This window comes from Streptomyces zinciresistens K42, from assembly GCF_000225525.1.
Classification (GTDB): Bacteria; Actinomycetota; Actinomycetes; order Streptomycetales; family Streptomycetaceae; genus Streptomyces; species Streptomyces zinciresistens.
Genome location: NZ_AGBF01000436.1, coordinates 1 through 1495 on the forward strand (window position 1 = coordinate 1; position 1495 = coordinate 1495).

The 1495-nt window shown below is 74.9% G+C and carries 1 protein-coding gene and 2 pseudogenes; all 3 read right to left on the reverse strand.

Features of this window, described 5'->3' with window-relative positions; translation table 11 throughout:
* Window positions 1-180: pseudogene (locus SZN_RS37055) on the reverse strand (hypothetical protein); the annotation flags it as partial.
* Window positions 181-442: 262 nt separating this feature from the next.
* Window positions 443-1234 (reverse strand): TIGR03936 family radical SAM-associated protein, encoded by a 792-nt coding sequence (locus SZN_RS37060; protein ID WP_007506501.1) that lies wholly within the window; start codon window positions 1232-1234, stop codon window positions 443-445.
* 55 nt (window positions 1235-1289) lie between these two features.
* Window positions 1290-1495, reverse strand: a pseudogene (locus SZN_RS42140) (hypothetical protein); the annotation flags it as partial.

Below are 1495 nucleotides of genomic sequence, written 5' to 3' on the forward strand. Positions count from 1 at the left end.
GGCCGCGACATCGGCGGCCTCGGCGACCGGTATGGCCGGCTCCACGACGTCCGCGGGCTGCGTGTCGGCGGCCGGCGGCCCCGCGGGGCGGGACGCGGCACGGCGCCGGCGGCGCGGCGGCAGGGTGTCGCTGGGAGTGGTGGGTTCGGAACCCTCGTGGGGTTCGGTCGGTTCGAGCATGCGGGCGTTTCTCCCGTCAGGCTCCCGGGCGCCGCGCCTGGTCCGGCGGAGTGCCGGTGACGTCCGCGGCTCGCGCGATGCGCGGTTACCGCCGTCCGGGGCGCGGGCGCCGCACGGGAGCTCTCTGTGTCCTGTCTCGCCGGTTCCGTACGCCTCATGCGGACGGCCTGGCGAAAGTCTTCTGGTCGGTGCGCTGCCCGACCCAGGTGGCTCCCGAGTACCAGGGCTGCGCTTCGACGTCCGTCCCTCCGCGGAACCGGCCTTACGCCGGAGCCGGCGCGGCGGCAGCGGGCTCGGCCTCGGTTGGGGCCGTCGCTGCCTCGCGGTCGGGCGCGAGCGGGTCGGTCACCGTGCCGGTCTCTTCATCGAACAGCCCCTGCGCCAGCCTGGTCACCGCTGCGGGGACCGGCGGCGCCAGGTCGGCCACGGCGCGGAGACCGGACAGGACGTCGTCGGGCCGTACGGCAGGCGTCACGTGCCGAACAACCAGCCGCAGTATCGCACAGGGCTGGTCGGTCGGCCTATCAGCCCGCGAACTGTGCGTTTCCACCTCGTCGGCGGTGTCCAGGCTTTCGAGGTGCACCACCGCGGGGCGGGCGTCGAAGGTGCGCACGCCGTTCTTCGTCGTGCGCTGGACCTCCACCGCTTCGGCGGCGTCGAAGGCGGCGACCGCTCGCGCGGCCTCGGCCGGGTCCACGCCGTCGAGCCGCAGCTCCCAGACGGACGCCGTGAGCCGGTCGGCGAGCCCGGAGGTCCGGGCCTCGACCGCCTCGACGACGTCGAGCCCTGCGGGCAGCGACTCGTCGAGAAGCACTCTCAGCTGCTGCGGATCACACGCCCGGGTGAGCGCGATCTCCAGGTACTCCGCCTCACTGCCCGTGCCGGTGGGTGCGGCATTGGCGTACGACACCTTCGGATGCGGCGTGAACCCCGCCGAGTACGCCATCGGCACCTCGGCGCGGCGCAGCGCGCGCTCGAAGGCGCGCTGGAAGTCACGGTGGCTGGTGAACCGGAGGCGGCCGCGCTTGGTGTAGCGCAGTCGGATGCGCTGCACCGCCGGTGCGGGCGGCGGGCCTTCGGGCTGTCGCTTGCCCAGTGTCGTTCAGTCCTTAAGTGAGAGCGGTCGTACTGCTACCAAGAGTACGTGTCGCGCGGCCCGTCGGTTCCCTTCGGGCGACGGCCTCGCGCGGCTGCGGTGCGCCGGGGAGCATCCGCCGGATGTCGGCGCGGGCCTGCCGCGCGGACTCGCGGGCGCCGGTGAGCGCCTGCCGGACGGCCCGGCCCGCGCCGCGGGCGGCCTCGGCGGCGGGCCGCG